Origin of the sequence: Hymenobacter monticola (assembly GCF_022811645.1) — a bacterium.
Classification (GTDB): domain Bacteria; phylum Bacteroidota; class Bacteroidia; order Cytophagales; family Hymenobacteraceae; genus Hymenobacter; species Hymenobacter monticola.
Window position 1 is genome coordinate 5,174,735 of record NZ_CP094534.1, and the last position, 23,328, is coordinate 5,198,062.

At 62.0% G+C, this 23,328-nt stretch carries 25 protein-coding genes; 10 read left to right on the plus strand and 15 right to left on the minus strand.

The genetic code is table 11. The features are described 5' to 3' along the window. The first annotated feature begins 159 nt into the window (after positions 1-159). The 8 genes from MTP16_RS21730 (at position 160) to trpS (ending at position 7,409) form a co-directional block, all read left to right on the plus strand. Complete coding sequence (locus MTP16_RS21730; RefSeq protein ID WP_243513852.1) at positions 160-1,998, plus strand: glycosyltransferase; 1,839 nt, start codon at positions 160-162, stop codon at positions 1,996-1,998. Between the two features lie 160 nt (positions 1,999-2,158). Further along, a complete protein-coding gene (locus MTP16_RS21735) occupies positions 2,159-2,689 on the plus strand; it encodes an XAC2610-related protein (RefSeq protein ID WP_243513854.1) in 531 nt (176 codons plus the stop codon). Between the two features lie 16 nt (positions 2,690-2,705). Next, positions 2,706-3,575 (plus strand): DUF4198 domain-containing protein, encoded by an 870-nt coding sequence (locus MTP16_RS21740; protein ID WP_243513856.1) that lies wholly within the window; start codon positions 2,706-2,708, stop codon positions 3,573-3,575. Between the two features lie 70 nt (positions 3,576-3,645). After that, positions 3,646-4,020: an STAS domain-containing protein gene (locus MTP16_RS21745; RefSeq protein WP_168675310.1), complete on the plus strand. Its 375-nt coding sequence runs from the start codon at positions 3,646-3,648 to the stop codon at positions 4,018-4,020. A 93-nt stretch (positions 4,021-4,113) separates the two neighbouring features. Then, a complete protein-coding gene (locus tag MTP16_RS21750; protein WP_243513858.1) occupies positions 4,114-5,025 on the plus strand; it encodes a ribonuclease Z in 912 nt (303 codons plus the stop codon). 9 nt (positions 5,026-5,034) lie between these two features. Then, complete coding sequence (locus tag MTP16_RS21755) at positions 5,035-5,781, plus strand: queuosine precursor transporter (protein WP_243513867.1); 747 nt, start codon at positions 5,035-5,037, stop codon at positions 5,779-5,781. A 30-nt stretch (positions 5,782-5,811) separates the two neighbouring features. Continuing rightward, complete coding sequence (locus MTP16_RS21760) at positions 5,812-6,423, plus strand: hypothetical protein (RefSeq protein WP_243513869.1); 612 nt, start codon at positions 5,812-5,814, stop codon at positions 6,421-6,423. 8 nt (positions 6,424-6,431) lie between these two features. After that, a complete protein-coding gene (gene trpS, locus MTP16_RS21765; RefSeq protein ID WP_243513871.1) occupies positions 6,432-7,409 on the plus strand; it encodes a tryptophan--tRNA ligase in 978 nt (325 codons plus the stop codon). A gap of 208 nt (positions 7,410-7,617) precedes the next feature. Here the strand turns inward: trpS and MTP16_RS21770 are convergent, their stop codons facing one another. The 5 genes from MTP16_RS21770 to MTP16_RS21790 form a co-directional block, all read right to left on the minus strand. Then, the gene (locus MTP16_RS21770; RefSeq protein WP_243513873.1) at positions 7,618-8,532 is read right to left on the minus strand and encodes a hypothetical protein; all 915 of its coding nucleotides are present in this window, start codon (positions 8,530-8,532) and stop codon (positions 7,618-7,620) included. 139 nt (positions 8,533-8,671) lie between these two features. Then, on the minus strand, positions 8,672-9,835 hold the full coding sequence (locus MTP16_RS21775) for a CaiB/BaiF CoA transferase family protein (RefSeq protein ID WP_243513877.1): 1,164 nt from the start codon (positions 9,833-9,835) through the stop codon (positions 8,672-8,674). 51 nt (positions 9,836-9,886) lie between these two features. Next, positions 9,887-10,576, minus strand: a complete 690-nt coding sequence (locus MTP16_RS21780) for an ATP-binding cassette domain-containing protein (RefSeq protein ID WP_243513879.1) — start codon at positions 10,574-10,576, stop codon at positions 9,887-9,889. Continuing rightward, complete coding sequence (locus tag MTP16_RS21785) at positions 10,573-10,905, minus strand: hypothetical protein (RefSeq protein WP_243513882.1); 333 nt, start codon at positions 10,903-10,905, stop codon at positions 10,573-10,575. The genes MTP16_RS21780 and MTP16_RS21785 overlap by 4 nt, the downstream gene beginning before the upstream one ends. A gap of 42 nt (positions 10,906-10,947) precedes the next feature. Continuing rightward, entirely contained in the window at positions 10,948-11,694 is a 747-nt protein-coding gene (locus MTP16_RS21790) for a class I SAM-dependent methyltransferase (protein ID WP_243513885.1), read from the minus strand. Positions 11,695-11,887: 193 nt separating this feature from the next. Between MTP16_RS21790 and MTP16_RS21795 the strand changes: the two genes are divergently transcribed. Continuing rightward, positions 11,888-13,591 (plus strand): DEAD/DEAH box helicase, encoded by a 1,704-nt coding sequence (locus MTP16_RS21795; protein ID WP_317244079.1) that lies wholly within the window; start codon positions 11,888-11,890, stop codon positions 13,589-13,591. 78 nt (positions 13,592-13,669) lie between these two features. On the opposite strand, the gene MTP16_RS21800 is transcribed toward MTP16_RS21795, so the two are convergent. From MTP16_RS21800 to argS, 6 genes are all read right to left on the minus strand, one after another. Continuing rightward, the gene (locus MTP16_RS21800) at positions 13,670-13,957 is read right to left on the minus strand and encodes a hypothetical protein (RefSeq protein ID WP_243513888.1); all 288 of its coding nucleotides are present in this window, start codon (positions 13,955-13,957) and stop codon (positions 13,670-13,672) included. A 6-nt stretch (positions 13,958-13,963) separates the two neighbouring features. Next, positions 13,964-14,860 carry a 1,4-dihydroxy-2-naphthoate polyprenyltransferase gene (locus MTP16_RS21805; protein WP_243513891.1) on the minus strand — a complete coding sequence of 299 codons (897 nt, stop codon included), beginning with the start codon at positions 14,858-14,860 and terminating at the stop codon, positions 13,964-13,966. A 169-nt stretch (positions 14,861-15,029) separates the two neighbouring features. Next, positions 15,030-15,617, minus strand: coding sequence for a glutathione peroxidase (locus tag MTP16_RS21810; RefSeq protein WP_317244080.1), 588 nt, complete (start codon positions 15,615-15,617; stop codon positions 15,030-15,032). 145 nt (positions 15,618-15,762) lie between these two features. Continuing rightward, positions 15,763-17,805: a HelD family protein gene (locus MTP16_RS21815; RefSeq protein ID WP_243513893.1), complete on the minus strand. Its 2,043-nt coding sequence runs from the start codon at positions 17,803-17,805 to the stop codon at positions 15,763-15,765. 122 nt (positions 17,806-17,927) lie between these two features. Beyond that, a complete protein-coding gene (locus MTP16_RS21820; RefSeq protein WP_243513897.1) occupies positions 17,928-18,509 on the minus strand; it encodes an LOG family protein in 582 nt (193 codons plus the stop codon). A 156-nt stretch (positions 18,510-18,665) separates the two neighbouring features. Further along, positions 18,666-20,462 carry an arginine--tRNA ligase gene (gene argS, locus MTP16_RS21825; RefSeq protein ID WP_243513900.1) on the minus strand — a complete coding sequence of 599 codons (1,797 nt, stop codon included), beginning with the start codon at positions 20,460-20,462 and terminating at the stop codon, positions 18,666-18,668. A gap of 406 nt (positions 20,463-20,868) precedes the next feature. On the opposite strand from argS, the gene MTP16_RS21830 reads away from it, so the two are divergent. Next, entirely contained in the window at positions 20,869-21,186 is a 318-nt protein-coding gene (locus MTP16_RS21830) for a hypothetical protein (RefSeq protein WP_243513904.1), read from the plus strand. 42 nt (positions 21,187-21,228) lie between these two features. Here MTP16_RS21830 and MTP16_RS21835 read toward each other — a convergent pair whose 3' ends face one another. From MTP16_RS21835 to MTP16_RS21850, 4 genes are all read right to left on the minus strand, one after another. Further along, the gene (locus tag MTP16_RS21835) at positions 21,229-21,636 is read right to left on the minus strand and encodes a hypothetical protein (RefSeq protein ID WP_243513907.1); all 408 of its coding nucleotides are present in this window, start codon (positions 21,634-21,636) and stop codon (positions 21,229-21,231) included. Positions 21,637-21,843: 207 nt separating this feature from the next. Continuing rightward, on the minus strand, positions 21,844-22,188 hold the full coding sequence (locus tag MTP16_RS21840) for a hypothetical protein (protein ID WP_243513911.1): 345 nt from the start codon (positions 22,186-22,188) through the stop codon (positions 21,844-21,846). Beyond that, entirely contained in the window at positions 22,124-22,327 is a 204-nt protein-coding gene (locus tag MTP16_RS21845; protein WP_243513914.1) for a hypothetical protein, read from the minus strand. Before MTP16_RS21845 ends, MTP16_RS21840 begins: the two co-directional genes overlap by 65 nt. Next, complete coding sequence (locus MTP16_RS21850; RefSeq protein ID WP_243513917.1) at positions 22,328-23,287, minus strand: acyltransferase family protein; 960 nt, start codon at positions 23,285-23,287, stop codon at positions 22,328-22,330. Positions 23,288-23,328 lie beyond the last annotated feature (41 nt).

Below are 23,328 nucleotides of genomic sequence, written 5' to 3' on the forward strand. Positions count from 1 at the left end.
CCTAGTTGAGGCGCTTGATGCTACCGGTAGCTAGGCAACTACTGCCTCGTCAATAATTACCCTATATCCCCGAAAAAAGCCTCTCGCAGTTGGCAGGTGCTGCTTAAATCGGCTTACCTTTCGCCACGTTCTAACCCGCTGTTCTTCGCCCCCACCCGTATGCCAACCACCGCCACCGCCCCCGACGCCCTCTTTCCCGATTCGCTGCTTGTGGAAGTGGCGTGGGAAGTCTGCAACCAGGTGGGCGGCATCTACACCGTTATTCGCTCGAAGGTGCCGGCCACCGTGCCCGTGTGGGGCGACCGGTACTGCCTGCTGGGCCCCTACTTCCCCAACATGGCCCAGGGCGAGTTTGAGCCCTACGACGACCTGGCCGTACACACCGCCGCCGACCCGTTTGGGGCGGCCGTGCGCACCATGCGCGCCCAGGGCTACGACGTGCAGATTGGCACCTGGCTGATAACCGGCCGCCCCCGCGTAGTGCTCATCAACCCTTTCCAGGCCTACGGCCAGCTGGGCCAGCACAAGGCCGACCTGTGGCAGCGCCACGGCATCCCTTCGCCCGATAACGACGACCTGCTGCACCAGGTCATTGCCTTTGGGCACCTCACCACCATCTTCTTCCAGCACGTGGCCGCGCAGGTGAAGCCCGCGCAGCGCCTGCTGGGCCACTTCCACGAGTGGATGACCGGCGTGGCCATTCCGGAGCTACGGCGCCTGCAGGTGCCGGCGCACCTGCTCTTCACCACCCACGCCACGCTGCTCGGCCGCTACTTGGCCATGAACGACCCCGCTTTCTACGACCACCTCATGTGGGTGAACTGGGAGAAAGAGGCCAAGCACTTCAACATCGAGCCAGCCGTGCGCATGGAGCGCGCCGCCGCTCACGGCAGCCACGTGTTCACCACCGTCAGCGAGCTGACGGTACGCGAGTGCATATACCTGCTCGACCGCATTCCCGACGCGGTGCTGCCCAACGGCCTCAACATCGAGCGCTTCGTGGCCCTGCACGAGTTCCAGAACCTGCACCAGCAGTACAAGGCCAAAATTCACGAATTCGTGATGGCGCACTTCTTCCAGTCGTACGCTTTCGACCTAGATAAGACCCTGTATTTCTTCACCTCGGGCCGCTACGAGTACCACAACAAGGGCTTTGACTTGACTTTGGAAGCCCTGGCCCGCCTCAACCATCGCATTCAGCAAAGCGGGCTCGATGGCCAGGTGGTGATGTTTTTCATCACCAAGCGCCCCTACACCAGCATCAACCCGCAGGTGCTGGAGCGCCGCGCCCTGCTCGACGAGGTGCACGAAACCTGCCAGGCCATTGAGCGGCAGGTGGGCGAGCGCCTGTTCTACGCCGCCGCCGCCAGCTCCGACCACAAGCTGCCCGACCTCAGCGCTATGGTGGACGACTACTGGAAGCTGCGCTACCGCCGCACGCTGCAAAGCTGGAAAACCAACACCCTGCCGCCCGTCATCACCCACAACCTGGTGAACGACCAGGACGACGACATCCTGAACTTCATGCGTCGGGCCAGCCTGCTCAACCACAAGCACGACCGGGTGAAAATGGTGTACCACCCCGATTTTGTGTCGCCGGCCTCGCCCCTGCTGGGCATGGAGTACGGGCAGTTTGTGCGCGGCTGCCACATGGGCGTGTTTCCAAGCTACTACGAGCCCTGGGGCTACACGCCGCTCGAATGCGTGGCCCGCGGCGTGCCCGCCATCACCTCCGACCTGTCGGGCTTTGGCGACTACGTGCTCCAAACCATCCCGGAGCCCGAGCAGAAAGGCATTTTCGTGGTGCACCGCCAGGAAAAATCCTTCGACGAGTCGGCCGAGGAGCTGTGCAACATGCTCTGGGACTTCGTGCAGCTCAACCGCCGCGAGCGCATCATGCAGCGCAACGCCGTGGAAAGCTCCGCCGAGCTCTTCGACTGGAAAAACCTGCGCGTGCACTACGACCGGGCCTACGCGCTGGCGTTGGAACGGCAGTAGTGGTTATCGCCTGTCATTGCGAGCGCAGCGAAGCAATCCGTCCTGTTCTAAGTGACCAGCCCTCTATTGTGACAAAGCCAAAATGTACAGGCATTTCCTAATCTGCTGCCTATCAATTTGCGCCGCTGAGACACGGGCACAAACCTGCGTTCACACCGGTTTGTCCAAGACCCACACTTTCAAAATCACCTCCCAAAGATTCAAGCGGGCAGATAGCATCAGGGATTCGTGCATGGTTACAATTTCGGTGTTTGACAAACAGAATCAAAAGCTGCTGCAAAACATCAGTTATCCATCTACCCATTTTTTCAGCAACGTTTATCGTCGCTGCAATGCGGTGCGGTCGTATTCAACTGGTACAAATAAGAATACGCCAGCAACCGATAACGATTATGGCGACTTCATCGTCGCTGATTTTAATTTCGATGGCAAGGACGATTTCGCTGCTAAAAACGACTCTGGCGGAAACGGTGGCCCAACTTACAACTACTACATCCAAAACCGGACCGGCAAATTTGTTATCGACCACTTTCTGACGCAGTACGTGGCCCATTTTCCATACAAGATTAGTAAGCAGCAGAAAACCCTTGCAACGCTTGTCCATGCCAATGCTGACCAGCTAAAGGGAGCCGCCTATCAGTTTGACAGCGCCAAAAATGAATGGCGCAGAATCCTACACTGGTGGCAATAGCCAGCTATTTACCATAATGAATCGTAGGCTTTACTGTTGCTTACTGCTGGTATTGCTGGCCAGCGCCGCCCTCGCCCACGAGTTCTGGCTCGAGCCGCCGCGCTTCCGCCTCGCGCCCGGCGCCACGGCCCACGTGCACACCTTCATCGGTGCCGACTTCGCGGGCAAACCCTGGACCACCAAGGCCATCAAGGTGCTGCGCCTGGTGCGCTACGGCCCTGCCCCGGCCGACAGCACCAGCCTCACCCCTCAGAACGCCGCCGAAACCGACACCTTCCGCACCGATTTTTATTTCCAGCACCCCGGCACCCACGTGGTGCTCCTGCGCTCCACCAACTCTTTCCTGGAACTACCCGCCGAGCAGTTCACCGCCTACCTGCGCGAAGAAGGCCTCGACTACGCCCTGAAGCTGCGCCAGGAAAACGAGCAAATGGCTCTGCCCGGCCGCGAAACCTACCGCCGTTGCGCGAAAGCCCTGGTGCAGGTGGGCGAAGCCGGCGCCACCGCGCCCGCCACCGACAGCGCCTGCCGCCGCGTGTACGGCCTGCCGCTGGAGCTGGTGCCCGAGCAAAACCCCTACCGCGTGGCCCTCGATAAATCCCTCACCGTGCGCGTGCTGCGTGCTGGCAAGCCGGCTTTTGGAGCGGCCGTGCAGGTGTGGCAGCGCCAGCCGGGCGGCCTGCCCACCACGCATTACACTACTCGCGCCAACCAAAACGGCCGGATTTTGTTACGTTTGTCCGGACCGGGCCCGTACCTGCTGGCGGCAGTGGATATGAGCCCGGCTCCGGCCCGGCTGCGCGACCGCGCCGACTGGCAATCAACCTGGGCCTCGCTCACGTTTGCCGGGCCGGCGGCTCCCCTGCGGCCGGGCACAAAACATTAACGAACTTCACCCGCAGTTTTGGGTTTTTTCTTTACCTTCGCCGTTCCCTTACTCCCCCCGCTTACGCTGTATGAAGTACACGATTGATAAAAAAGATAGCTACACCATCATCACCATTGAGGAGAAGAAGCTCGACACCACCGTGGCGCCCGACCTCAAATCGGAGTTTGTGAAGCTGAACGCTGAAGGCATCAACAATTTGATTCTGGACCTCACCAACGTGAAGTACACGGATTCGTCGGGCCTGAGCTCCATTCTGATTGCCAACCGCTTGTGCAACTCCACCGGCGGCCTGCTGGTGCTCACCGGCCTGCAAGACCACGTGCTCAAGCTCATCACCATCAGCAAGCTGGAATCGGTGCTGCACATCCTGCCCACGGTGGAAGAAGGCATTGACCGCGTGTTTCTGCACGCCATCGAGCGCGACCTGACGGACAAGGAGTAGATTTTTTAGCCGCAAGCTATAAGCTGCAAGCCGCAAGCTGCTGTTCTGCTTTTAGCCAGGACAATAGCTTGCGGCTTGCAGCTTTTTCAACGTATGACCTTCGAGCTGAAGATATTAGGGTCGGCCTCGGCCACGCCTACCGCCGGGCGCCACCCCACGGCGCAGGTGCTCACGGTAGGCGCCGCCAGCTACCTCATTGACTGCGGAGAGGGCACCCAGTGGCAGATGCTCGAATACCGGGTGCGGCCCCACCACCTGCGCACTGTCTTCATCTCCCACCTGCACGGCGACCATTACTTCGGGCTGTTTGGCTTGCTGGGCACTATGCACTTGCAGGGCCGCACCGCGCCGCTCACCGTGGTGGGCCCGCCCGGCCTCGACGAGGTGCTGGTGACGCAAGCGCGGGTGTCAAACATGCAGTTGGGCTTTGTGATGGAGTTCCTTCCCGTCGACACCGAGGCGCACGCCGTGGTGTATGAGGACGAGCTGATTACGGTGTCCTCGCTGCCCATGCGCCACCGCATTCCGTGTGCCGGCTACCTGTTTGCCGAAAAGCCGCGCCGGGCCAACCTGCTGAAAGAGAAGCTGCCGCCCGGCCTCACGCCCGCGCAGCTGGCCCGCCTAGCCCAGGGTGAAGACCTGCCGGCCGACGAGCAGCAGCCCGGCCTGCGCCACGCCGACGTGTCAACGCCCGCCCCCGCCCCACGCCGCTACGCCTTTTTTTCCGACACGCTCTACACGCCCGCCCTGGCCGAGTTCATCCAGGGCGCCGATTTGCTTTACCACGAGGCTACCTTCCTGGAGGAGTTGCGCGAGCGGGCCGCCCAAACGCACCACAGCACCGCCCGCCAGGCGGCTTCCATGGCCGTCGCGGCCCACGCCAAGCATTTGCTCATCGGCCACTTCTCCAGCCGCTACAAAACCTTGGGGCCGCTACTGGAGGAGGCCCAGGCCGTGTATCCGGCGGCAGAACTGGCTTTAGAAGGCCTGACGGTGAATTTGTAGCTTTTTCGCATGGACACCTTTACCCACAAAAAACAGCAGCTTTACCTGGTGCTCAGCGGCATTTTCATCGTGAATGCGCTCTTGGCTGAAATCATTGGGGTCAAGATATTCTCGCTGCTGCCGCTGCTGGGGCGCGACGATAACCTGACGGCGGGCGTGCTCATTTGGCCGGTGGTGTTTGTGACGACGGACATTATCAACGAGTACTTTGGCAAGGCCGGGGTGCTGCGCGTGAGCTACCTCACCATGGCCCTGATTCTGTTCGCCTTTGGCGTTATCTACCTCACCACCAAGTTGCCGCCGGCGGCTTTCTGGCTCGATGTGAACAAGACCGACAACCTGGGGCGGCCTTTCAACATCGATTTTGCCTACCAGAGCATTTTCCGGCAGGGCCTGGGCATCATCACGGGGTCCATCGTGGCGTTTGCGGTGGGGCAGGTGCTCGATGCCACCATTTTTGCGGCGTTGCGCAAGGCCACGGGCGGGCGCTACGTGTGGCTGCGGGCCACGGGCTCCACGCTGGTGTCGCAGCTGGTCGATTCGTTCGTAGTGCTCTACGTGGCCTTTTATGTGTTTGGCAACTGGAGCTTCGACCAGGTTATTTCGGTAGCCAATACCAACTACTGGTATAAGTTTGCGGCGGCTATTCTGCTCACGCCGGTGCTCTACCTGGCGCATTTCCTGATTGACCGGTATCTGGGTTCCGAAGAGACGGCCGAGCTTCAGGAAGAAGCGGTGGAAAACGCCAGCGTGTAACTTTTTAGCGCGCGCCGTCCTTTCACCGGGATGCGACTTTCTTTTTTCCTGCTGGCGGCCGGGGCCGTGCTATTGCCCGCTGCCGTCCGCGCCCAATACAACTTTGCGCCGGGCACTTACCAACTGGCAAATGGCTCCAAAGGCGAGGCTTCGCTTAAACTGCAGCTGGCCGAAAACGGCAGCCCAACCATGATGGTGGGCGTGAAAAACGGCAAGGAGCGCCGGTTTCGAGCCGCTGAGGTCACGGCTTTCACTGTTGACAACCACCGATTTGTGCGGGTGAATGACTTCCGCTTCCTCAGCGGCACCGATACGGATTTCAAAGACCCCACGCTGCTCGAAATCCTGGAAACCGGGCCGGTGGAGCTGTTTTACTACCACTATCAGGTGGAGATGGGTCCTAATTTTAAGGCCCACGTGAAGCTGCCGGTGCTGCGCAAAGCCGGCACGAGTACGTTCTTTGCATACTGTCCCGGCCGCACGCCGGGGTTCGACCAGAAATTAGCGCCGGACGGCTTCGTAGCTGCCCTATTTCCGGCCGACCCCGCCCTGCAACGCCAATTTGCCACCAATACCGTCAGCCGGGCCCAACTTGCTGCCGCCGTGCACACCTACAACCAAGGCGTACGCTTAACTCCTTAATTACCCGCATGTCCCGCATTCTCACCGGCATCCAAAGCACGGGCCGCCCCCACCTGGGCAACCTGCTGGGCGCCATCCTGCCCGCTATCGAGCTGTCGAAAAACCCGGCCAACGACTCGCTGTATTTCATTGCCGACCTACACTCGCTCACCACCGTGCGCGACGCGGCCGTGCTGCGCGCCAACACCTATGCTGTGGCCGCCGCGTGGCTGGCCTGCGGCTTCGACACCGAGAAAAACCTGTTTTACCGGCAGTCCGACGTGCCGCAGGTGACGGAGCTGACTTGGTACCTGAGCTGCTTCACGCCCTACCCCATGCTGGCCAACGCGCACAGCTTCAAGGACAAGAGCGACCGGCTGTCGGACGTGAACGCCGGCCTCTTCACCTACCCCGTGCTGATGGCGGCCGACATCCTGCTCTACGACGCCGAGTTTGTGCCCGTGGGCAAAGACCAGATTCAGCACCTCGAAATCGCGCGCGACATTGCCAACGCCTTCAACAACCGCTACGGCGACACGCTGGTGCCGCCGCAGGCCCGCGTCGATGCCGAACTGATGACCATTCCCGGCACCGACGGCGCTAAGATGAGCAAGAGCTACGGCAACATCATCGACATTTTCCAGCCCGAGAAAGACCTGCTCAAAGCCATCAAAAGCATTATTTCGGACAGCACCCCGCTCGAAGCGCCCAAGAATCCGGACGCCGATATCACGTTCAAGCTCTACTCGCTGCTGGCCTCGCCGGCTGAGACGGAAACGATGCGCCAGCACTACCTGGCCGGCGGCTACGGCTACGGCCACGCCAAAAAAGAACTCTACGAGTTGATTCTGCGCCGCTTTGCCACGGAGCGCGAGCAGTTCAACTTCTACATGAACAACCTGCCGGAGCTGGATGCCAAGCTGGCCGTTGGGGCCAGGCGGGCCCAGGAATACGGCGCCGGCGTGCTGGCCAAAGTGCGCCAGAAGGTGGGCTACGGCCCGGCGTAGTTACCGTTAGGATGCGTGCGGTCGGTGCCTGTTGTCATTGCGAGCGCAGCGAAGCAATCCGTCCGGTCAAAACCAGACACGTTCTTTTACCAGAAAGCCCCGGCACTGTGTAGTGCCGGGGCTTTTTATTAGTGCTTGTCGTAACTGAAGGCGAGTCACAAAGAGAGGACGGATTGCTTCGCTCCGCTCGCAATGACAGGCGGATGGGCTAGGCCTCGTGCGGCTGCTGGTGCGAAAAGCTGAAACCCACCTTACTTCCCCGGCTCACCTGCTGATTTTCAACCTTTTGCTTTACGCTGATTTTCTGAATCTCGGGCAGCAGCGGGGCCACGAGGTCGTTGTTGACGGCGGCAATCATGGCGCTTTCCACAAAGAGGCGCATGGCTTCGGGCGTGATGGGGTTGTCGGACATGTCGTTATCCGGTAGTTCCAGCTGCTGCACGCCCTCGAGGTAGTAGTGGTTTTCGATGTTGACCAGCAGGCGGCCCACGAGGTAGCCGGGGTCGTTGAGGCGCTGGTATTTGATGCTGTCGGCCATGAAGTTGTAGGCCATGATGTGCCCGAAGAAGCGCCGCCGGAAGTCGGCTTCCACGTATTTGCCGGGCATGGGGCCGTAGTCGTCGGGGAAGGTGACGACGTTGGAGTGCATCACAAACACCAGCAAATCGCCCGAAAACTTGATTTGAAACTCCATGTCGTTCACGGAGCGGTATTCGATGATGACGCTGGAATCCAGCGGCGTGAGCTTGCGCGAGAGTTCCACCACCAGTTCCTGCGACACGAGCCGCAGGCAGTCGAAGGCCGCCTGGGTGTTGCGGAAGATGGCCTGCTTGGCCACCGACTTTTGCTTGAGGCCTTCGAAAATCTGGTCGAGGCGGTCGGCGGGCGCGGCCACGGGCGAGCCGGCTTCGGCGGTGGGCTGGTTGTTGGTGGCGGTGGCGCCGCTATGGCCGGTTTCCGGGGCCGCCGCGGGCGAAGCCGTGCCCTTAGGGTCAGCTTCTTTGCGCGGTTTGGCCGCTTTTTTCCGGGCGGGCGCCGTGGGCATCTGTTCAGGAGCAGGGGTTGTTTCGGATGGGGCGAACAACTCGGGCTCGGTTCCTTTTTTGCTGGATGATTTAGCCATTCTATCTAAGAATAGAGCGCCCTGAACTGGCGGCGCCGACGAGAAACGAGGACCGTACTTTCTACCGGAAAATGCTTTTCCAGTGCGGCTCACTAGCTGAGCGTACGCAAGGAAGCAGGGCTACAGTTACAGCCCGGACTCAGGGCAATGGTTTTTCCAGGCTGTAGCTGGCCGAATTCAAAGGCGGTGGCGTGTTCAACTCCGCCCGTTCCGGCCACTGCGGGCTGCGAAATGCCACCGTGCGCAGGCCCGCCCGCACCCCGCCGGCTCCCGGCAACAGCATGGCCTGCGCCGAGGGCTGGGCCAGCGCCTCCCCTACCGAGCGCACGGCCCCGGCCGGCACGGCCCGGCGCTCCAGCTCGGCCAGCAAGTCGTCGCCATTAACCTCGGCAATGCGCTGGGTGAGTAGCGCCTCCAGCTCGGCCCGGTGCGCCACCCGGGCAGCGTTGGTTTGGAAGCGGGCGTTGGCAGCCCATTCGGCCCGGTCCAGCGCGGCGCACAGGTGGCGGAACTGCCCATCGGAGCCCACGGCCAGCACCAGCTGGCGGCCGCCAGCGGCGCGGTACACGGTGCCGTAGGGCACAATGCTGGGGTGGCCCGAGCCTAACGGCTGCGGGTCGTGGCCCGTGACGAGGCGGGTAGCGGCCTGGTTTGCGAGTGAGGCCAGGGCGCTGTCGAGCAAGCTCACCTGCACCAGCGCGCCGCGCCCGGTGCGCTCCCGATGAAACAGGGCCGTCAGCAATCCTTCCTTGAGCTGGTGCGCGGCAAGCAGGTCAATCATGGCCACGGGCATTTTCTGGGGCGGGTGGCCGGGGCCGGCGGCGTTGAGGTGCATGAAGCCAGCCTCGGCCTGCAGCACGGCGTCGTAGCCGGCGCGGGTGTTTTCGGGGCCGTAGCCGGTAAGGTGGCCGTATATCAGGCGCGGGTTCTCCGCCGACAAGGTTGGGTAATCGGCGCGCAGCTTTTCGGCATCGCCGGGCTTGTAGCTGGCCAGCACAATGTCGGCCGAGGCGGCCAGCAGGTGCAACTGGGCCTGGCCGGCGGCGGTGGTCAGGTCGAGCACCAATGACGTTTTGCCCCAATTGGAAGCGGCGAAATAGGCCGAAACAGAGGCGTCGGCAGCTGCTGGCGCAGCCGAGGTTTCGGCGCTGGTTTTCCAGGTGCGGGTGACGTCGCCGGCGGGGCTTTCAATTTTCAGAACTTCGGCGCCCAGCTCGGCAAAGAATTGGCCCACCTGCGGCCCAGCCAGCACGGAAGCCAGCTCCAACACGCGGAGGTGGGCAAAGGGAAGGGAAGAATCCATAACGGCAACGTGAGAAGGACGGCAAGCTACGCGCGAAGGCCACAAAGCACCTCAGCTTGCGAGGTAGCCATAGTCGCGCAGTTGCTCGCCCACGTCGCCATCCAAGCGCAGGAGGCGGCCCTGATGCAGCAGATACACCACGTCGCAGAGGGGCAGCACCTCGGCGTAGCGGTGGTCGGTGATGAGCAGGCCCTTGCGCTGCCTGAGGCGCTGCATCTCTTCGGCCAAGGTTTCGACGTGTACCGGCATCACGCCGGAAAATGGCTCATCGAACAGCGAAAAAGCCGTATCGGCGTGGAGCAACAGCAGCGCCTGCACCAGCCGCGCCGAGCCGCCCGAAAGCTCGCCGATTCGCTGGCCGAACTGCGGTTGCAGCTCCGGAAACCGGACCGTGGCCGCTTCAATATCAACTCCCAGCAGCCGCGCGGCCTGGGCCAACGTGAGCGAAGGCGGCAGCAGCGGCTCCTGCGGTAGGTAGTTGAGCAGCCCAGGCTCGCGGAAGGCGGGCACCACGCGTCGGCCGTTCAGGCGCACGGAGGCATCGGCCACCGTTCGGGCACCGAAAATGGTTTGGAGCAGTACCGACTTGCCGCTGCCGTTGCGGCCCAGCAGGCCCACAATCTGACCGGTCTGCACCCGCATGTAAACGCTGCCCAGCACCTGCTGCCCACCAAAGGCTATGCGGATGCCGTCGGCTTCCAGCACTTGTGGACCGGTCGGATTATCAAGCAATTGGCTCATGCCAGCACCGCCCGCATGAGCAGAGCCGCTACCCCAAACAACAGGCCATCCAGCACCACCACGCCGGCCCACAGCCGCCGCCGGGAGATGTTCAGGTTAAAGTAAAACCAGTATTGGCCCGGCCGCATCTGCTCGGAAAGGTACCACACCACCGGCGCCGTGGCCAGCTTGATTAGCAGCAACTTGGGCAACAGGTTACGACCCCAGCCTTCGACCAGGGCCGGCAGCAGTACGGCCAGCAGTATCAGGGCCGACACCCCCACCATGAACGGCGCAACGCTGCGGTAGAATAAGGCCACGGCCCGCAGTTGGGTAGCCAATAGGGTCATAAATAAGGCTTGGTGCGGTGGAGCAACGCGGCGGGAAGAAAATTATTCTACCCGCCCCGTGCGCACGAATACCGGAAACGTAATTTCCCGCGCCCCTGGCCCCCACAGCTGCGTCAGCTCATCGGCCACCAAGGCCACCAGGTCGGCGCCGTCGTGTTGCTTGGCGTAGTTGGCCGCGGCCGACCACGTGCTCAGGTAGCCCAGCATGTCGGCCACCGTCCACTGCCGCTTTTCTTCAAAGCGCGCCCGCTGCACGTCGGCAAAGGGGAAAGGGATGCGGGCGTATTCATCGGTGATGTGCCAGCGGTTGGCGTCCCAGTACGGCGCGGAGGTTTCGTCGTGGAAACGGTCGAGGGCCACATTCAGGGCACTGCTGTCGGTGCGGCAGAAGTTGTAGCCCCACTCGGCCAGCACGGCGCCGGGCCGGGCCACGCGGCGCACCTCGGCGTGGTAGGCGGCGTGGTCGAACCAATGCACGGCCTGCGCCACGGTGATGAGGTCGAAGCGCTGGGCGGGGAAAAGCGTGTGCTCGGCTTGGGCTGGCTGGTAGTGAATGTTGGGGCGCGGCGCGGCCTGTGCCAGTTGCTTCTCACTGAGGTCGGTGGCGTCCACGCGCACGAAGCTGTCGGCCAGCACCACGGCCACCTGGCCGTTACCGGTGGCGCAGTCCCAGGCCCGCTCGCGGCTTTCTACCTGCGGCAGCAGCCAGTCGTAGAGCGCGGTGGGGTAGTCAATGCGGTAGCGGGCGTAGTCGGCGGCCTGGGTGGAGAAACGGTCGAGGGTGGGCATGGGCGCGGGGTTGGAAGCAAAGCTAGCGCTGTAAAGAACGTCATGCCTAGGCGGCGCTCGGCATGACGTTCCTTGCTGCTCATTCTACGCCCAATACGCAACACCCGCCGCCCGCCTTATCTTTACCTCAAATCAAGCGGTTTGCTGACCACGGCATCACGGTCAGCCTTTTACAACTCTCATTAGCTGAACCTTGACGTTTCACGAATTTAGCCTCCATGACGACCTGCTGGCCGGCATCGACGCCATGAATTACCAGCAGGCCACCCCCATTCAGGAGCAGGCCATCCCCAAAATCATCGAAGGCAAAGACCTGATTGCCTGCGCCCAAACCGGCACCGGCAAAACCGCCGCCTACCTGCTGCCGCTGCTCGACAAGATTTCGCATGCCAAGCACGGCCACACCACCACCCTCATTCTGGTGCCCACCCGCGAGCTAGCCACCCAGATTGACGAGCAGGTGATGGGCTTCGGCTACTACGTGGAAGCCAGCAGCATCGCCATCTACGGCGGCGGCAAATCGGAAAACTGGGAGCAGCAGAAGCGCGCCCTCACCTCCGGGGCCGACATCATCATTGCCACGCCCGGCCGCCTCATTGCGCACTTACAAATGGGCTACGTGAAGTTCGACCAAATCAAGTACCTGGTGCTGGATGAAGCCGACAAGATGATGGACATGGGCTTCTCCGACGACATCTTCAACATCGTGCGCCAGCTGCCCAAGGAGCGCCAGACGCTGCTGTTCTCGGCCACCATGCCGCAGAAAATCCGGGAGTTTTCGCAGCAGATTCTGCAGAACCCCGATGAAATCCGGCTGGCCGTATCCAAGCCCGCCGCCGGCATCGACCAGCAATTTTACATGGCGTATGACCGCCAGAAAATCTACATCCTCGAGCACATCATCAAAACCCAGGATGTGCAGAGCATGGTGCTGTTCACCAGCCAGAAAGCAGCCGTGGGCGGCATTGTGCGGGCCGTGAACAAGCTCGGCATAGAGGCCCGCGGCATCAGCTCCGACCGCACCCAGGAGGAGCGCGAGGAAATCATGCGCGCCTTCAAAAACAAGCAGTTCCCCATTCTGGTGGCCACCGACGTGCTCAGCCGCGGCATCGATATCGACTCGCTGAGCCACGTGGTGAACTACGACATTCCCCGCGCCGCCGAGGACTACGTGCACCGCATTGGCCGCACCGCCCGCGCCGCTACCAAAGGCACGGCCATCACCTTCATTTCCGACCAGGACCAGGACCGGGTGGTGAAGATTGAAAAGCTCATCGAGCGCGACATCGAGAAGCAAAAAATCACCGAAGAGCTGGGCCTGGGCGAAGCCCCCGAGTTCGACCCCAAACGCTTCGCCGGCCTGGGCGGCAAAATCGGCGGTCGTCCGGCCCGCGGCGGCAGCGGCGGTGGCGGAGGCCGCGACCGTGGCCCCCGCGCCGAAGGCGACCGCGGCCCGCGCCGTGAAGGCGGCGGCCGGGGCGGACGCGACGGTGGCCGCGACGGCAGCAAGCCCCGCCGCGACGCCCCCGACCCCAAAGACCCCAAGCACCTGGAGCGCCTCGCCGCGGCCAAAAACGCCCTGGCCGCCCTCGACGCCGGCCACGCGCCCGCTGTGCCCTACCAGCGGCCGCCGCGCCCCGAAGGCGAAGAGCGCCGCGACCGGGGCCCCCGCCCCGAGCGCGCCCCACGCCCGGAAGGCGAGGCCCGCCCGCCCCGCGAACCGCGTGAGCCCCGCGCTCCACGGCCGGAGGGTGAAGCCCGTCCGCCGCGCGAGCCCCGCCCCGAAGGTGAAACACGCGAGCCGCGAGCCGAAGGTGAGCGTCGCCGCAGCCGTGGTGGCCGCAACCGCAAGCGCGGGCCAAAGCCGGAAGACTCAGGGGCTCCGGCAGCGGAGTAAAATCTATCCCTATTACCAAAAGAAAAGGCGACTTAAAGGGTCGCCTTTTCTTTTAACCTATTGCTTCTACTGACATCGCTAAAAACTGGAGTTATCAGCCCCTGTGTTATCTGTTGCATCGAGTAGCAGATAGGCTTTGATTGCTTCGTCGGAAACGCCCCAGTCATCTCCTTTATGCTCGTGGATGTAAATCAGACCGCATAGTTCGATAGTGCTGTAAGCCAAAAATTTCGATTCGCCCTTCGTTGCGGTCCACCACTCTCGAACGGCGTCAAATGCCACATCATAACCTTGTGCCTTGAGCACATAGTACGCTGGTGCCAGCACATTTGAGGCAGCAACAAGGGTGTTAAGTTGATTGCTCATTGCAGATTACCCCAGCACCTGCCCTACCCCGAACAGCACCGTGAACACCAGCGTGCTCAGGGCCATCTGTTTTAGCAGCGGGTCAATCTGCATCGATTCCTGCCGTTGCCACACCTGAATGGCGTTGAAAGCGAACAGCGGCACGGCCAGCGCATACAGCCACTGCCAGGGCGAGTGGTACGTAAGGGCCACAAACACCGTGGCGCAGCCCAGCCCGATGATGAGCAGCAGCCAGTGGTAGCGCCGGGCATGCACCGCCCCCAGCCGCACCGGGATGGTTATTTTGCCGGCCAGCACGTCGGAGTTGATATCGCGGATGTTGTTCACGTTCAGTACGGCGGTGGCGAAGCAGCCCAACGCAGCGGCGGGCAGCAGCACCTGCAGCGGCAGGTTGCGGGCTTGCAGGAAGTAGGTGCCGCACACACCCACCAGCCCGAAAAACAGGAACACCGAAATGTCGCCTAGTCCGGCGTAGCCGTAGGGGTTTGAGCCCGCCGTGTAGTTCACCGCTGCCCAGATGGCCGCCAGCCCCAGCGCCAGAAACCCCAGAAACAAGCCCAACCCGGCCGCGCCCAGCGCCACCCACAGCAGCGCCAGCCCGCTGCCCAGCGCCAGCAGCCCGCAAATCCACATGCCGCGCTTCATCTGGGCCGGCGTGATGGTGCCGCTTTGCACGGCGCGCTGCGGGCCCTGGCGGTGGATGCTGTCGGCGCCGTTCTGCGAGTCGCCGTAGTCGTTGGCGAGGTTGCTCAGGATTTGGAGCAGGATGGTGGTGAGGGCGGCCAGGCCCACCACGGGGCCGTTGAACTGGCCGTTGGCTTTGGCCAGGAAGCCGCCCGTGAGGATGCTGGCCAAGGCCAGCGGCAAGGTGCGGGGGCGGAAAGCGGAAATCCAGGGAGACATGAGCAGCGGGGAGCAGAATGGAACAACAGAACAACAAAAGAACGTCATGGGGAGCGCAGCCGAAGCATCTCGCGTGTGGTAGCAACTCAATCGTATGAATTACTGCCCCGAGCAAGATGCTTCGGCTGCGCTCCCCATGACGTTCTTTCAGGTCACAACAAAGCGAAAATTATTTCGTGATGTCGGCCAGCAGCTCGGGGCTCAGCGGCTTCACTTTCGAGGGGTAGAACTTCACCACGTGGCCTTTTTCATCGACTAGGTATTTGCAGAAGTTCCAGTTCGGTGCGTCAGACACAGCCCCGTTTTTGGTTTTGTCGGCCAGGTACTTGTAGAGCGGTGCGGCGTTGTCGCCCTTCACGGCCACGGTTTCGAAGAGCGGAAACGTCACGCCATAATTCTTCTCGCAAAAGGCCGCCACCTCCGAATTCGAGGCCAGCTCCTGGTTGAAGCTGTCGGACGGGAAGCCCAGCACCACCACTTTGCCCGCGTATTTCTTCGACAGCTCCTCCAGCTCCTTATACTGCGGGGTGTAGCCGCACTTCGAGGCGGTGTTCACGATGAGCAGCTTCTTGCCTTTGTACTGGCTCAGTTTCACGTCTTTGCCATCAATGGATTTCACGGTGAAATCATACACGGAAGGCGCGACTTTGGTGGCTTCGGCGGGCATAGGCATGGCGGGGGAATGAGCGGGTTTGGCGGCGATGAAAACCACGGCCGTGGCGGCGGTGGCCAGCGTGAGAAACAGGGAATTTTTCATGGGTTGAAGGTAATAGCTTGCGCGGTTGTGAGCCTAACCATAAGAGGGCCGGCAGGGTTTCGGACCGGGGCTTAGCAACATTGCTGCCAGGAAAAATAAGGCCTAGGGGTGGGCTTGGCCCCGCTCCTACGTCGTTATGGCCAGGCTATTGCAGAAACGCCGTTAGCTCACCTGAATACGTGAGCGTGAGGCGGTGCATGGCGCGGGTGCAGGCCACGTAGAGCATGCTCTTGTCCACTTCCGTTTTGAAGTTGCGAGCCGAAACGAAGGGCACGATGACCTCATCAAATTCCAGCCCCTTCGCCAGATGCGCCGTGGTGAGGATGACGCCTTCCTTAAAATGCGTGGAATCTTCGGTGAGCAGCTGCACGCCTTGGCCTTCCAGTGCCTGCTGCACTTGCTCCGCCTGCTTCGGCGTTTTGCAGATGACGCCCAGCGAGTTGCTGCCGGAGGTTTTGAAATTGGCAACCAGCTGCTTCAGCGTCTCCACTTCTTCGCCCTGGCCGTTGCAACGCATGAGGCCTGGCTCCTGCCCGTGCCGCTCCAAGGGGATAATGTCGGGGTTGGGCGTGATGCGCTGCGCGAATTTGGTAATCTCGACGGTGGAGCGGTAGCTGCGGTTCAGCCGCACCACGTCGGCCTGCGGGAAGACGCGCTCGATGGTTTCGGCCGACGACGCGCTGTAGGGGTTCACCATCTGGTTCACGTCGCCCAGAATGGTTTTGCGGCAGTTGAATACCCGGGACAGCACCGCGTATTGCACCGGCGTGTAGTCCTGCATCTCGTCCACGAGCAGGTGCTTCACGTGGTCGTAGGCCGATATGCCTTCCAGCCGGATGCGCAGGTAAACCAGGGCAAATACGTCGGCGTACTCCAGCGTTTGGCCGTGCTCGTAGCGGAACAGCTCGGGCCGGCCCAGCCAGCGGTAGAAGTCGCGGTAGAAATCCAGCACGGTGTTGAAGCGGAACATGCGCGTCAGGGCCTCGCCTATCGTGTTTTTCTCCCCGTTGGTGAGCTTGCGGTTGGCGGCGGTGCGCACGTAGGCGCGCACATCATCACTCACCAACGGGAAGCGTTTCAGCAGCGGCACGCGGTGGTAGCCCTTGAACTTGTCAAGCAGTAGCTGGCGCGGCACCGCCGTGCGCCCCACCCGCAGCTCGCTCGCATTGAAGTAGTTGTTCTCAACGTGCAGCAGGTACTTGTTGAGCTGGCTCAGAAACTCAAACGAGGACTTGAACCGGATGCGCTCGATAAACGCCGGATTGTGCTGCTCCAGCAAGGCCGAAACCTGCTCGAAAAAGGTCTGAAACTGAAACTGGTTGCCTAGCAGGTCGGCGGCCAGCTCCTCCATCACGGTTTCGGGAATGTGCTCCTCGCCCAACTCGGGCAGCACGTTCGAGATGTAGTCGGCGAAGACCTTGTTGGGCGAAAGAATGAGAATGTCCTTGGCCGAAATGCTGTCGCGAAAGCGGTAGAGCAGGAAGGCAATGCGGTGCAGGGCAATGGACGTTTTGCCCGAGCCGGCCACGCCCTGAATCACCATCACCGAGGCCTCCTCGTTGCGAATCACCGCGTTCTGGTCGCGCTGAATGGTGGCCACGATGTTCTTCATCTTGTCGTCCGAGGATTTGGCCAACTCGCGCTGCAGCACCTCATCGTGGATGTTCACGCCGTTTTCAATCAGAAACTCCAGCCGCCCGTCCTGGATTTTGTACTGCCGCTTGAGGTCGATGCGGCCCTGAATGGGGCCCGACGGCGTCTGGTAGGACGCCTCGCCCAGCTCATAATCGTAGAACATCGACGAGATGGGCGCCCGCCAGTCGTAGATGAGGCCGCGCCGCTGCCGCTCTTCCACAAACGAATGCACGCCGATGTACACTGGCACGCGCACGCCGCCCGCCGGCTTAAAGTCGATGCGCCCGAAATAGGGCGACTGCAGCAGCTTGAGCAGCTTGCGCTTGCGGGCCACGGCGCCGGCCCCGGTATAGGCCATGCGGTCGATGGACTGGCCGGCGGCCACCATGTCGGCGTCGTCCATGCCCGACTGGTTTTCGTGGATGTACTCCTTCTTCTCCCGCAGCTCGCTGGAAAACTGCCGCACGGAGTCGTCGACGCGCCGCACCGCCAACGCCAGCTGTTCCTTGATGACTTCCAGGTATTCGCGTTCTTCTTGTTCAGTTGCGTTCATTTCGGGGGATGGGTATTGAACGATGTAGGGGCGGGGCTTGCCCCCGCCCGCCGTTTTAACGATGCCACGCGGGCCGTCCAATGGCGGGCGGGGGCAAGCCCCGCCCCTACTCGTTCAGTAAATCAGGTGGTCGGCGGCGTCAGCCACTTCTCTAGCTGCACCGGCTGGTAGGCGGCCATTTGCGCCAGCAAATCCTCGGGGTTGGCCGATTGCAGAAGCTGGTCGCGGTTTTCGGCGCGCAGCAGGTGGTCGTCGCGCATGCGGTCGAGGGCTTGCAGAAGCATATCGTAATAACCGTCCACATTCAGCAATGCCACTGGCTTGCGGTGCAGGCCGAGCTGCCCCCAGGTGAGCACCTCAAACAGCTCTTCGAGGGTGCCGTAGCCGCCGGGCATGGCAATGAAGCCATCGGCGCGGTCGGCCATCATCAGCTTGCGCTCGTGCATGGATTTCACCACATGCAGCTCGGTGCAGCCCTTGTGGGCCAGCTCCTTGGCATCCAGAAAATCGGGAATCACGCCGATAACCTGGCCGCCCTGCGCCAGCACGGCATCGGCGATGGTGCCCATGAGGCCCACGCGCCCGCCGCCGTACACCAGCGTGAGGCTTTGGGCCACCATGGCTTTGGCGAGGGCTTGCGCTTGGGTGATGAAATTCGGGTTGGTTCCGGCGCTGGAACCGCAGTAAACGGCAATGGATTTCATATCAATTCGATTTCGAAGAATAACACGGAACGTCGTGCAGAGCGGAGCGAAGCATCTCGCGTGCGTTACTAAACCGTTTTTCAACGACTAGATTACCACCACAAGCGAGATGCTTCGCTGCGCTCTGCATGACGTTCTGCTACATCGTTCTGGCAATTACATGCGCTCGGGCACCGCGATGCCCAGCAAGCCCAACGACGCCTTAATCTGCTCGCCCACGCGGGCCGAGAGGGCCACCCGCAGGCTCCGCTTGGCCGGGTCGGTTTCCTGAAAAATCGACACCTCGGCGTAGAAGCGGTTGTAGGCTTTGGCCAGGTCGTAGGCGTACTGCGCTACCACGGCGGGCGAAAGGTTGCGGGCGGCTTCGGCTACGACCGAGGCGTAGCGGGCCAGCTCCTGAATCAGCTCCTGCTCGGTGGGCTCAAGGCCGGCAAGCTGGCTCCAATCGGCCTGGCCATCAATGCCCAGTTCGGCGGCTTTGCGGCGGATGGCGGCGATGCGGGCGTGCGAGTACTGAATGAACGGGCCGGTGTGGCCTTCGAGGCTCACGGACTCTTCGGGGTTGAAGAGCATGCGCTTCTTGGGGTCCACCTTCAGCAGGTAGTATTTCAGCGCGCCCAGGCCCAGCATGTGGTAGAGCTCTTCCAGCTCATCCTCCGAGAGGCCTTCGGTCTTGCCTTTTTCGAGGGTGGCGGCTTTGGCGGCGGTTACCACGTCGCGCACCAGCTCGTCGGCGTCCACCACGGTGCCTTCGCGCGATTTCATCTTGCCCGAGGGCAGGTCCACCATGCCGTAGCTGAGGTGGTGGATGGCGTCGGCGTAGGGCTTGCCCAGCTTTTTGAGCGTGGCCTGCAGCACCTGCATGTGGTAGTTCTGCTCGTCGGCAATGACGTAGATGCTGCTGTCATAGCCGAAATCCTGGTATTTCAGCTCAGCCGTGCCCAGGTCCTGGGTGATGTAGACGCTGGTGCCATCGGCGCGAAGCAGGAGCTTTTCGTCCAGCCCTTCGGCTTGCAAATCGACCCAGACGGCACCGTTGTCCTTCTTGAAGAATACGCCTTTTCCGAGGCCTTCTTCCACCCGCTCCTTGCCCAGCAGGTAGGTTTCGGACTCATAGTAATACTGGTCGAAATCGACGCCGATGTTCTTATACGTCTCGTCGAAGCCTTCGTACACCCAGCCGTTCATCTGGCTCCAGAGGGCTTTCACGGCAGGGTCGCCGGCTTCCCAGGCCTGCAGCATCTGCTGAGCCTCCGTCATCAACGGCGCCTGTTTCTTAGCGATGTCGGTGGCCACGCCTTCGGCTTCGAGCTGCTTGATTTCCTCGCGGTAATGCTTCTCAAACAGCACATAGTACTTGCCGGCGAGGTGGTCGCCCTTCATGCCGGCGCTCTCGGGGGTTTCGCCCTGGCCGAAGTGCTGGTAGGCAATCATCGACTTGCAGATGTGGATGCCGCGGTCGTTCACCAGGTTGGCTTTGGTGACGGTGGCGCCGGTGGCTTTCAGAATCTCGGCCACCGAGTAGCCCAAGAAGTTGTTGCGCAGGTGGCCCAGGTGCAGGGGCTTGTTGGTATTGGGCGACGAATACTCCACCACCACGCGCTGCGGGGCGCCCTCGGTGGGCACGGGCGCAGCGGCGGGCTGCTGGCGCAGCTGCTCGAACAGGGCCAGCCACTCGGCATCGGCAATTTCGAGGTTGAGGAAGCCTTTCACCACGTTGTAGCCGCGCACGCGGGGCTCGTTGCTTTTCAGCCACTCGCCCAGGGCTTGGCCGATTTGCTCGGGGCCCTTGCCCAGGGCCTTGGTGAGCGGGAACGTGACGAGGGTGAAGCTGCCGGCAAACTCCTTGCGCGTGGGCTGGAGCGTGAGGCTGGTGGTGGGCACTTCAACGCCAAAAACGGCCTGAGCGGCGGTTTGCAGGGCGGTTTTGAGGGAGGATTCTAGCTGTTGCACGGGGCAAAGGTACGGGCGGCGGTTAGTAGCGCGAACTTTGTAGTTTGCGTCCCCGCGCCGCTTGCCCAATTATCATTCGGCCACGCGAACCACAGCGTTCGCGCTACCGCCCCGCGGCCCGCACCGCTCCCGAACCCGGAGCAACGCAAAGCCCCGTCAGTGGCTGGCGGGCCTTTTTAGCGGCGTGCTGCCGAAGCTCAGGGAACTCATATACAAGAGGGATTTCCTGAACTTTGCTTAGTAAACGAGTTCCTTTACCCCGGTCCTATTGGTTGAGGCTTGTTTCTTTCCCCTGCAGCATTAGCTCGTGCCTTGGTTTCGTAGCTCAAGGAAAGCAGCTATTTCCGTTGTCTTTTAGCTCTTCCAATTTAACCGAAACGAATGGGGCTCTTACTTAGTGGATGAAATGGGCATCTTCATTGCCGGCGGCCTTTACATTCTCTTCTGGACAATCATTCCGCTACTGCTCGCGAGCCTCATGGTCAACCTGCCGTTGTGTCTGCTGGGCGCGCCGCTCTTCTTCAGCCGTAAACGGCTCTTGCATGGCGGCAACGCCTGGGTGCGCTCGTTGGTGATTGTTCCACTGATAGCGAGCCCGCTCATTGTTGGCACGCAGGGCGGTATCATCTTCAATAGCTACGGCTCAATCTCCTTTTTCACGGTGTGCCTGTTATCGTCGGTGAGCGGACTTCTGGTCGAGAAAGCCAAGGCCGCCAGGGCGTGAGGCATGCGGCCTTCAGGCAAACGGTTTGAAGGCAGGCACGCCTTATTCGTTCGTGTTGCTGTGCGGCAAAAGCCATAGGCCCGCGACGAGGGAAGCCCCGGCCCAGGGAAGCAACACGGTTTGGAGAAAGCGATAAAATCCCGCGTCTACCGCCTTCGTGCGGTACATCAGCAGCAGGCCCAGGTACAGCCCGGCGTAGGCCAGGGCGAGGCCGCCGCCCACCACCAGATGCGCCCGCCCGGGCCGGCCGGGCAGGCAGGCCAAGGCGCCGCGGAAAAGCGCGGCCGGCAGCCACAGGCCCAGCCCCCCCAGCGCAAAGCCCATGAAGGCGATGAAGGCAGCGAAGGCCAGGTCCGTTCGCCAGTCCGCGCCGGCGAAACTTGTCAGCCCGAAGAGCATGGTGAGCGCAACGGCCACCAGCGTGGTCAGCACCCAATGGGCACAAGCCAAGGCCCAGGCCGAGGGCGGGGGAAAGGCTTGGAACGCGAACCCCTTGGAAAAGCGCCTCATTGCATAATCATCCGGAACAATAACAGCCCTTAAAGTTGGCGAAAGTTTGCTAAAGCGATAGAATCCTTTGACTTTTCACAAGTCAGCTTAACTAAGCCCAAAAAGCATTGCCTTACACCGGGCGGGGCTTTTTGTTTCTATCGCGGCCTAGGCTTTCGGCTGCGGGTCGTTGCCTTTGGGGGCACCACCGCCGGGGACGATGAGCTTGGTATAGCCCTGGAACCGCTCCCACACTTTATGCTTGGTAGACGAGCTTTGGTTGGGCTTGAGCTGCACCCGCATTCCCTTGATGAGGTTGGCGTTGCGGCGCAGCAGGGCGATGGGGGGGGGTTGAAGGTCGGTGTCGCCGGCCACCCCGGTGCTGCGCGGCCGGGTTTGCTTCTGCTCGAAGCAGGCCGGCGGGCGGTAGCACAGCGCCCGCAGCCCCTCAGTTGCTGGCCCGCACCCGCTCCAGCCGGGCTTTGCGGCGCAGGAAGGGCCGCTCCAATCCATAATAAGAGGCCATGGCCAGCCCCACCGACAGGGCCAGCGTGGCCAGCAGCGTGAGCAGCCAGCGTAGCCCGGCCGCCTGCGTGTCGAGCCAGGGGCCGAGTTCTATCAACACCAAGGCCGCTGCCAGGTAGTGCAGCATTTAGAGCCCGTACGAGAGCTTGCCCAGGTAATTCAGCCAGCCCGCTTCCAGGCTAATGACGGGCTTATCGGCGGCGGCCAGGTTCAGAATCAGCACCGCGAATAAGGCGGCGTACACTTCCTCGTGCAGCGGAAAGGGCCTTCCCCAAACTAGTAGCCCTGCCACAGCCGCCAGGCACAGCCACTGCGTGGCCGGGGCCATGAGCCCACGCAGCACCGCCGTGCGCCGCTGAAACAGCAGCACCGCCGGCATCGCCCCCAGCACCAGGCAGTCGAGCCGGAAGTAATAGAGGAAGTTGAAGGCAAAAGTCAGCCAGGGCGCCGGCGCGGGCTGGGCCGCGTGAAACGCCAGCACCACGCCCCGCTGCGCCCACAGCAACAGCAGAAACACCCCGCCTACCGCCGGCAGCACGTGCCGGCCCGCCTGCCGCAGCACCCAGGGCCACAGCAGGTAAAACTGCTCCTCGGTGCCGATGGACCAGGCCTGCGACAGAAACGGAATGCCCCCGTGGAGCACCAGCGCCACGTTGGGCAGCAGCAGCGCGTGCAACAGGGCTTTGCCGGGCAGCTGCGTGATGTGGGCGCTGAAATCGTGGGTGCGCAGGTACGCCACGTGAGGCAGCACCAGCAGGGCCAGTAGCACCACCGCGTAGTAGAGCGGCCAGATGCGCAACGCCCGCCGCCGGTAAAACCGGCCCACCGCCACCTGCCCAAACTGCTCCTGCTCCAGCAGCAGCAAGTAGGTGATGAGAAACCCGCTGAGCACGAAAAACAGCGTCACGCCCTCGTCGCCGAGGCGCTGCACCACCGGCACCGCGCTCCACGAGGGCCGCCCATGAAACAGCCGCTGCTGCTCCACGTGGTTGACGATGACCAGCAGCGCCGCCACAAAGCGCAGCCCGTTGAGGTTGGGAAAGTAAACCGGGCTGCTTGGGCGGCGGTAGAACGAAGGGGCCGACATGCTGGCAAAGCTAGCAGCTGGCCCGGTCCCCGCCGCCCTGA

Coding starts and splice junctions, on each gene's coding strand:
- MTP16_RS21780 (WP_243513879.1), bottom strand. CDS start 10,576: ATGAGCCAATTGCTTGATAATCCGACCGGTCCACAAGTGCTGGAAGCC.
- MTP16_RS21730 (WP_243513852.1), top strand. CDS start 160: ATGCCAACCACCGCCACCGCCCCCGACGCCCTCTTTCCCGATTCGCTG.
- MTP16_RS21810 (WP_317244080.1), bottom strand. CDS start 15,617: ATGAAAAATTCCCTGTTTCTCACGCTGGCCACCGCCGCCACGGCCGTG.
- MTP16_RS21790 (WP_243513885.1), bottom strand. CDS start 11,694: ATGCCCACCCTCGACCGTTTCTCCACCCAGGCCGCCGACTACGCCCGC.
- MTP16_RS21815 (WP_243513893.1), bottom strand. CDS start 17,805: ATGAACGCAACTGAACAAGAAGAACGCGAATACCTGGAAGTCATCAAG.
- MTP16_RS21840 (WP_243513911.1), bottom strand. CDS start 22,188: ATGGATTGGAGCGGCCCTTCCTGCGCCGCAAAGCCCGGCTGGAGCGGG.
- MTP16_RS21750 (WP_243513858.1), top strand. CDS start 4,114: ATGACCTTCGAGCTGAAGATATTAGGGTCGGCCTCGGCCACGCCTACC.
- MTP16_RS21785 (WP_243513882.1), bottom strand. CDS start 10,905: ATGACCCTATTGGCTACCCAACTGCGGGCCGTGGCCTTATTCTACCGC.
- MTP16_RS21740 (WP_243513856.1), top strand. CDS start 2,706: ATGAATCGTAGGCTTTACTGTTGCTTACTGCTGGTATTGCTGGCCAGC.
- MTP16_RS21800 (WP_243513888.1), bottom strand. CDS start 13,957: ATGAGCAATCAACTTAACACCCTTGTTGCTGCCTCAAATGTGCTGGCA.
- MTP16_RS21755 (WP_243513867.1), top strand. CDS start 5,035: ATGGACACCTTTACCCACAAAAAACAGCAGCTTTACCTGGTGCTCAGC.
- trpS (WP_243513871.1), top strand. CDS start 6,432: ATGTCCCGCATTCTCACCGGCATCCAAAGCACGGGCCGCCCCCACCTG.
- MTP16_RS21820 (WP_243513897.1), bottom strand. CDS start 18,509: ATGAAATCCATTGCCGTTTACTGCGGTTCCAGCGCCGGAACCAACCCG.
- MTP16_RS21845 (WP_243513914.1), bottom strand. CDS start 22,327: ATGCTGCACTACCTGGCAGCGGCCTTGGTGTTGATAGAACTCGGCCCC.
- MTP16_RS21745 (WP_168675310.1), top strand. CDS start 3,646: ATGAAGTACACGATTGATAAAAAAGATAGCTACACCATCATCACCATT.
- MTP16_RS21770 (WP_243513873.1), bottom strand. CDS start 8,532: ATGGCTAAATCATCCAGCAAAAAAGGAACCGAGCCCGAGTTGTTCGCC.
- MTP16_RS21805 (WP_243513891.1), bottom strand. CDS start 14,860: ATGTCTCCCTGGATTTCCGCTTTCCGCCCCCGCACCTTGCCGCTGGCC.
- MTP16_RS21775 (WP_243513877.1), bottom strand. CDS start 9,835: ATGGATTCTTCCCTTCCCTTTGCCCACCTCCGCGTGTTGGAGCTGGCT.
- MTP16_RS21760 (WP_243513869.1), top strand. CDS start 5,812: ATGCGACTTTCTTTTTTCCTGCTGGCGGCCGGGGCCGTGCTATTGCCC.
- MTP16_RS21850 (WP_243513917.1), bottom strand. CDS start 23,287: ATGTCGGCCCCTTCGTTCTACCGCCGCCCAAGCAGCCCGGTTTACTTT.
- MTP16_RS21830 (WP_243513904.1), top strand. CDS start 20,869: ATGGGCATCTTCATTGCCGGCGGCCTTTACATTCTCTTCTGGACAATC.